The organism is Peptoniphilus sp. DNF00840, from assembly GCF_001553125.1.
In the GTDB taxonomy this organism is placed as follows: Bacteria; Bacillota; Clostridia; order Tissierellales; family Peptoniphilaceae; genus Peptoniphilus_A; species Peptoniphilus_A vaginalis.
Window position 1 is genome coordinate 28,292 of record NZ_KQ960230.1, and the last position, 5,624, is coordinate 33,915.

General features: G+C 33.5%; 6 protein-coding genes. All 6 read right to left on the reverse strand.

The features are described from left to right. Positions 1-81 precede the first annotated feature (81 nt). Positions 82-825 carry an alpha/beta fold hydrolase gene (locus HMPREF1864_RS06070; RefSeq protein ID WP_062571939.1) on the reverse strand — a complete coding sequence of 248 codons (744 nt, stop codon included), beginning with the start codon at positions 823-825 and terminating at the stop codon, positions 82-84. A 310-nt stretch (positions 826-1,135) separates the two neighbouring features. After that, the gene (locus tag HMPREF1864_RS06075; RefSeq protein WP_062571940.1) at positions 1,136-1,894 is read right to left on the reverse strand and encodes an SDR family oxidoreductase; all 759 of its coding nucleotides are present in this window, start codon (positions 1,892-1,894) and stop codon (positions 1,136-1,138) included. An 83-nt stretch (positions 1,895-1,977) separates the two neighbouring features. Beyond that, positions 1,978-2,289, reverse strand: coding sequence for a PadR family transcriptional regulator (locus tag HMPREF1864_RS06080; RefSeq protein WP_062571941.1), 312 nt, complete (start codon positions 2,287-2,289; stop codon positions 1,978-1,980). A gap of 2 nt (positions 2,290-2,291) precedes the next feature. Continuing rightward, on the reverse strand, positions 2,292-3,533 hold the full coding sequence (locus HMPREF1864_RS06085; RefSeq protein ID WP_062571942.1) for a DUF2812 domain-containing protein: 1,242 nt from the start codon (positions 3,531-3,533) through the stop codon (positions 2,292-2,294). A gap of 296 nt (positions 3,534-3,829) precedes the next feature. Beyond that, a complete protein-coding gene (locus tag HMPREF1864_RS06090; protein WP_060800622.1) occupies positions 3,830-4,657 on the reverse strand; it encodes a class I SAM-dependent methyltransferase in 828 nt (275 codons plus the stop codon). Between the two features lie 84 nt (positions 4,658-4,741). After that, the gene (locus HMPREF1864_RS06095) at positions 4,742-5,380 is read right to left on the reverse strand and encodes a DUF6796 family protein (protein ID WP_062571943.1); all 639 of its coding nucleotides are present in this window, start codon (positions 5,378-5,380) and stop codon (positions 4,742-4,744) included. Positions 5,381-5,624: the final 244 nt, after the last annotated feature.

Here is a 5,624-nt window from a genome sequence, read left to right on the forward strand (position 1 = left end):
ATGCTTGGTCTGATGCAAGGAAGAGAAGATTTGCAGCAATTTCTTCTGCCTATAATTTTCTATGTATTTCCTTTTGGTTTTTTAACCTAACTCGCCCTCTAAAAATCTGCAATAGTATGAGTTATTCCTTGCTAGGATTTCACAGTGGTTAAAGCCTTTCCAAATTTTTATTTTTACATTGGGAAGTTTTTTCTCAATAATCTTTTTTGAATCTTTTAAATTAAATTCTTCTGACCCGTAACAAAAAATACATTTTTCTTGGTCTGCCTTGGATAGCTTAGGGACTTTTACATAAACAAAACTCTTAACAAGGTTGGCCACGCTTTTTTTATCCATGCCACTAAGAGAGTCTGCAATAATATTGCTCCATTGCTTTCCATAAAATTTTTCAATTTCATCTAGGGCGAACTTCCTATCCTTAAGAGCCTTTTTTTGCTTATCCATCACAAACTTTCTAGCCAAAATTTCCTTTATTTTGGATCCTTCTGACAGGGAACAAGCTTCAAAGATGCACTTGTTAAATTTTATTTTTTTAGAATTTAATAAGTCTAAGAGAACCACTCCACCCAAGGAGGCCCCGAAGGCTAAGTCTATTTCTCTTATGCCTTTTTCCAACAGATAGTTTTCAATTTTTTTCGCTTCAATCTCAATTGATATAAATACTTCCTGCGACTTACCATGACCTGCTAGTTCTGGAATTATATATCTATAATCACTTGGCAGCTTATCAGCTATTAAATTTTTCATTGCCTCTGCAGTGAATCCCAGAGGATGTATAAGTAGTATTGTCTTTTTATTTTCTTTGTTTATTTCTATAAAATCCATCTTCCTAACCCTTGCTAAAGTAATTTTTCTCTCTCTTCTTAATTAGAGAGTTTTGCTTTAATTTATTGCTCTAATTCTAAGGAAATTATATGTTAAATGAAAAATATTTTCAATCTTGTGTATTTGCTTGGCGCCTCTATCTTGTTGCCAAAAATTACACTTATCAAAGTAGCTTTGTTTTTTGAAAGTTAATCTATACTTGTTCCCTTGCCTTTCTATAGTTAGATAATTAAAACCATACTAAGTTTGTCTTTATATAAAAAAGATTCATGCAAAAAGCTTGCATGAACCTTTAAAATTTAAAATTAAATTACATATTAGTAAGTCCGCCGTCTGAAACCAAAATTTGTCCGTTGATGTTGGATGCTTGGTCTGATGCAAGGAAGAGAAGATTTGCGGCAATTTCTTCTGGGCTTGCAACCATCTTGTCAAGCTTTGGTCCCCTCATTACAACTTCTATTCCCTTTTCATCGACGTCATTTAAGTTTTCTAATATTTCCGTTTGAATTCCACCAGGTGCTACAGCGTTGCAGCGAATTTTGTCATTGGCATACATGGCAGCAGTGTTCCTCACAAGACCATGGATGGCACTCTTTGACATAGTGTAAGCAACTCCAGCCTTGCCACCTCTTATGCCAGCTATTGAAGTTGTTGCAACTATTGAACCACCAGCTGTCATTAGAGGTATAGCTGACTTGAAGAGCCTAAAAGATCCCTTTACATTAACTTCAAAAATCCTGTCAAAAGTTTCTTCTTGGCAGTGAGTTACAGGTTCAAACTTATCCATTATGCCAGCGTTGGCAATTAAAACATCAAGCTTGTCATTTTCGTTTTTAACCTTTTCGAAAAGTCTATCAACATCTTCTTGCTTAGACACGTCACCTGCCACTGGAATTATTTCTCCCTTGTAGCCCAAGGACTTTGCTTCTTCAGCTAGGGCTTCCAACTTTTCCTTTCTTCTTGCAAAGGAATAAACTTTCGCCCCTTCCTCTGCCGCCATAAGACTAGTAGATCTACCTACACCAGATGATGCTCCAGTTATAATAAGAACTTTATTTTCAAATCTCATAATAACCTCCTTTATTTACTTTACTATAATACCGTTGTAACAAATTATATGATGATTTTTTATATTAATTTACTTTTCTAACTTCACTTGTCAAAATAATTTTCGTAGTTGTCTATTAAGAGTCTAAGTCTATCCACTTCTTCTTCAAGAAGCTTTCGTCCCTCGTCGGTTATCTTATAGTATTTTCCCTTCTTATCCACTTCAACTCTTGTGATCAAATCATTTTCTAAAAACTGTGCCAAGAGGGCATAGAGGGTTCCTGGTCCTAAGTTTATTCTTCCCCTTGTGATTTCACTTACCCAGGCTGTTATCTCTGCCCCATTTCTAACTTGACCTAGTGCCAAGAGGGTGAAGTACATAGGCTCTGTTAGGGTTTGGAATTGGTCTCTTGCCATGCTTACACCTCCAAGATTCTTGCAATATCTTCTTGAACTTTTTCGTCTTCTAGATTTCCGCTTACCTCTAATACCACATTCTTATATAAGATTAGATAGTCTTTTTCTTCAGATAGGATATAAGTCCTGTCATAGGGATATTTTTGAGAAATGTCTTTTACATAGTCAGCCCTATAAGGGTGATTTTTTGCATTTTTTAATATCCTTTCAAATAAATTTTCTGCAAGGTCTTGTGACTTCACAACAGTCTTTCTTATGCCAAGCTTATTTTTTTCTGATGAGTAGTAATCGCAGCTTTCTGTTAAGAAACTTTTTCTTTCCCTAGTTTTTGTAAAATCTCCCACAACTTGGCTTTCAACTTCATTAGAAGTAGAGAATTTATCGATTAAGATAAAGGTAAGGACATTCGTAAATATAACAATTAAAATTATCATTGAAATTAAAATAAATTTTTTCTTGCTTCTTTTTATGTTCATAGCTTTAATCTTTTTGCGAAATAAATAAATAAAAGAAATAATAACAAGAGCTGGGATAAAACTTATTAGCATTAGAGAAGGATTTGAATCTCCGTTGGAAAGCAAAAAGCCTGATATAAGTGCAAGTAGCATTAAAGCAAGTGGAAAATAAAGTAGTAGGATATAAGACTTAGAAAAAGTAAGTCTTGAAAACTTTATTTGGCTTAGGTCCTTGGCATCCTTATTCCTCTTTTTAAAAAGTATATAGTCTCCCAGAGCTAAGGCATCAAAAAGAATAAGTAAAAGGCAAGCCGGTCCCATAAATATTGTGTAGTTGGAGTAAAATATATCACTGGATAAAAATTGAGAACTTAAAAAGAGAACTAGGAAGGCAAAAACAATGAAATTTATGCCGAGAGAAATTATTTCGCCCCTCACTCCCTTATTTAAGATTTCAATTTCTTCTTTTCCATCGTTATAAAGAGAATCTTGGCTTCCTTCATCTAACTTGTAGATGTTCATGTTGAAGGTCCTGTCTACAAGATGCCAACCATAATCTTCTGCCATCTTATCAAAGTCCCTTAGTTCATCCTTGGAGAAGGCAGAAAAAGATCCTTCATTGGGAGCAATCGAAATTTTGTATCGCACATTTTCTGGCTCAGCTTTTTTAAACTTGTGGATGAAGGGCAAAATTATTTTTTCAATTTGCCAACCCTTCTTTGCCATGTCCTCATACCACTTTTCAACAAGTCCAAAGTTTGTATAAGTTAAGTATCTTGACTTTAACATTTTATTTCCTCCTTTAGTATCGACTGTCGATAATTGAATTATATATCGATACTCGATAGATGTCAATAAATTTAAAATTTTTTAGAGATTTTTCCTTCTCTTTATCAAAATTCTGTAAAAATAATTTTTGTAAAAAACAAGGTCCTTAAGATTTAAAATCTTAAAGGCCTTATCCTTATATGACTTCTTGTTTTAACAAGTCCATGGTTAATTGCCGCTATCCTTAAGCTTCTTATTCCACATAAGCTTTAAGCTTATAAAAGTCTTCTAGCCTAATAATAATTACTTTTATATTTCTACTTCCTTCCAATAAAAATTTTTGAACCAGAAAGGCCTAACAACTTAGCTTCCTTGGGGTCAATAAATATTCCCCTTGTTGTGTCTATTAGTTTTATATCTTTGTATCCTTCTTTTTTAAGTTCTTCGATAAATTTTTCTATATCTCCGTAATTTGATTTCTTAATCAAATCATGTATGGCAAAAACGCCACCTTTTTTAAGAACACGCAAAGTTTCCAATAGTAATTTCTGCTTATTATGTCCCATTATATTGTGATAAACGTAGTTGCTTGTCACCACATCGAAGCTTTCATCTTCAAAGGGAAGTTTCACTGCATTGCCCTCTTCAAATCTCACATTAGAAACACCTTCAGCCTTTGCATTGTATTCACAAATCTTTTTAGAAAACTCCACTTTGTATGAACCGCTCCAAATATCGCAGCCCACCATGGTCGCTTTTGGATTTCTTTTTGCACAAGCTATGGTAAGTGCACCGCTGCCACATCCTACATCTAGTCCAACTCCACCATCTGGTATCTCAACATATTGAGCCACACCTTCTATAATAGTTTTGGCGAGTTTCCTCTTACCCCTATAGTCAAAGCTTCGATACATAAAGGAAAGCATAATTGAAGAAAATAGAAGTATTAAGACTCCAATTCCTAAAATAATTCCGCAGATAATCCTAAGACTTCCACTGAAAACAAGGTCTGTCCCTGCGAAAATTATAAAGAGAATAAAAGTAATTATAGTCCCTCCGATGAAATTCCTAAGTAAACTTACAGGAACCCAGTTTCTATAGTCAGGCTTTGTTTTCTTGTTATCAATAAAATTTGATTGTTTCATAAACATTCCTCCTTTAAATAATAAATTTTATAAAATTCCCCTTTATCAACTAAAATAATGATTCTAACCCTTTACTTTATAATCTTATAAATTCATATTAGTATGGTTTATAAATAAAGATAAGTAGTAAATAAAATAAATTAAATTGAACCAGCCACCACAGATAATCATGTGTAGACCTCTTGGCAATTTCCCAAGAAGTGGAGTTAGAGTAACAAGAACTAGGGGACTAAGTAAGACTTGCCATCTTGGAAAAATCGTCAAGCCAAAAAGAATCATTATTGCAAGACCTAGGTTGCCAAGACCCATAAATCCAAAAACTAACTTGGCTTGAAATTTTAAAAATTTTAAAAACTCATCAAAGGCTTCCTTGCCCTCGTGTCTTGACAAGAGACCTAAGTAGGCAAATTGAAGATGATAGGCTCCTCCAAAAACTATTCCAAGACTATTTATTAAAAATAAAATCCAAGCAAGCTTTAAAAATTTTTCTTGGCTGGCTAAGACCATGTGATAGGATCCAAGCAAATATAAAAATGATCCTAGAGGTCCTAAAATGCCACCCAGATATAATCTCTTTGTGCTTAGCTTTTTCATTATTCCAACGATGCTATTTATCTTGTTCTTGTTATCATAATCTTTGCGGTCGTAGTAGAGGAACATATCCCCCATAAACATTGTGATAGATCCCAAGAGACCAATTAAGATGCAGGTATGTAAGCTCATAAAAAACTCCTTTGTAACTTTAAATGCTACTTATTTTCGCCTTAATTATACAACTTGAAAAAATTAAAATCTATTAGAAAACTAGGATAATATACTTAGCTCGTGATTTTTGTTTTTTATTTTTCTTTAAGGTCTAATGATGCTAAATGAGTTTTAAATTTTTATTTTAATGTAAGGATAAAGCTTTGATGCCTTCAACATGAATTTTAAAAATAAAAACCTGCTAACAAAAGTCAAGTATAAC

What these genes read in the sequence shown, in the direction of transcription:
- HMPREF1864_RS06070 (WP_062571939.1), bottom strand. Translation starts at nt 825, where the DNA reads ATGGATTTTATAGAAATAAACAAAGAAAATAAAAAGACAATACTACTT.
- HMPREF1864_RS06075 (WP_062571940.1), bottom strand. Translation starts at nt 1,894, where the DNA reads ATGAGATTTGAAAATAAAGTTCTTATTATAACTGGAGCATCATCTGGT.
- HMPREF1864_RS06080 (WP_062571941.1), bottom strand. Translation starts at nt 2,289, where the DNA reads ATGGCAAGAGACCAATTCCAAACCCTAACAGAGCCTATGTACTTCACC.
- HMPREF1864_RS06085 (WP_062571942.1), bottom strand. Translation starts at nt 3,533, where the DNA reads ATGTTAAAGTCAAGATACTTAACTTATACAAACTTTGGACTTGTTGAA.
- HMPREF1864_RS06090 (WP_060800622.1), bottom strand. Translation starts at nt 4,657, where the DNA reads ATGAAACAATCAAATTTTATTGATAACAAGAAAACAAAGCCTGACTAT.
- HMPREF1864_RS06095 (WP_062571943.1), bottom strand. Translation starts at nt 5,380, where the DNA reads ATGAGCTTACATACCTGCATCTTAATTGGTCTCTTGGGATCTATCACA.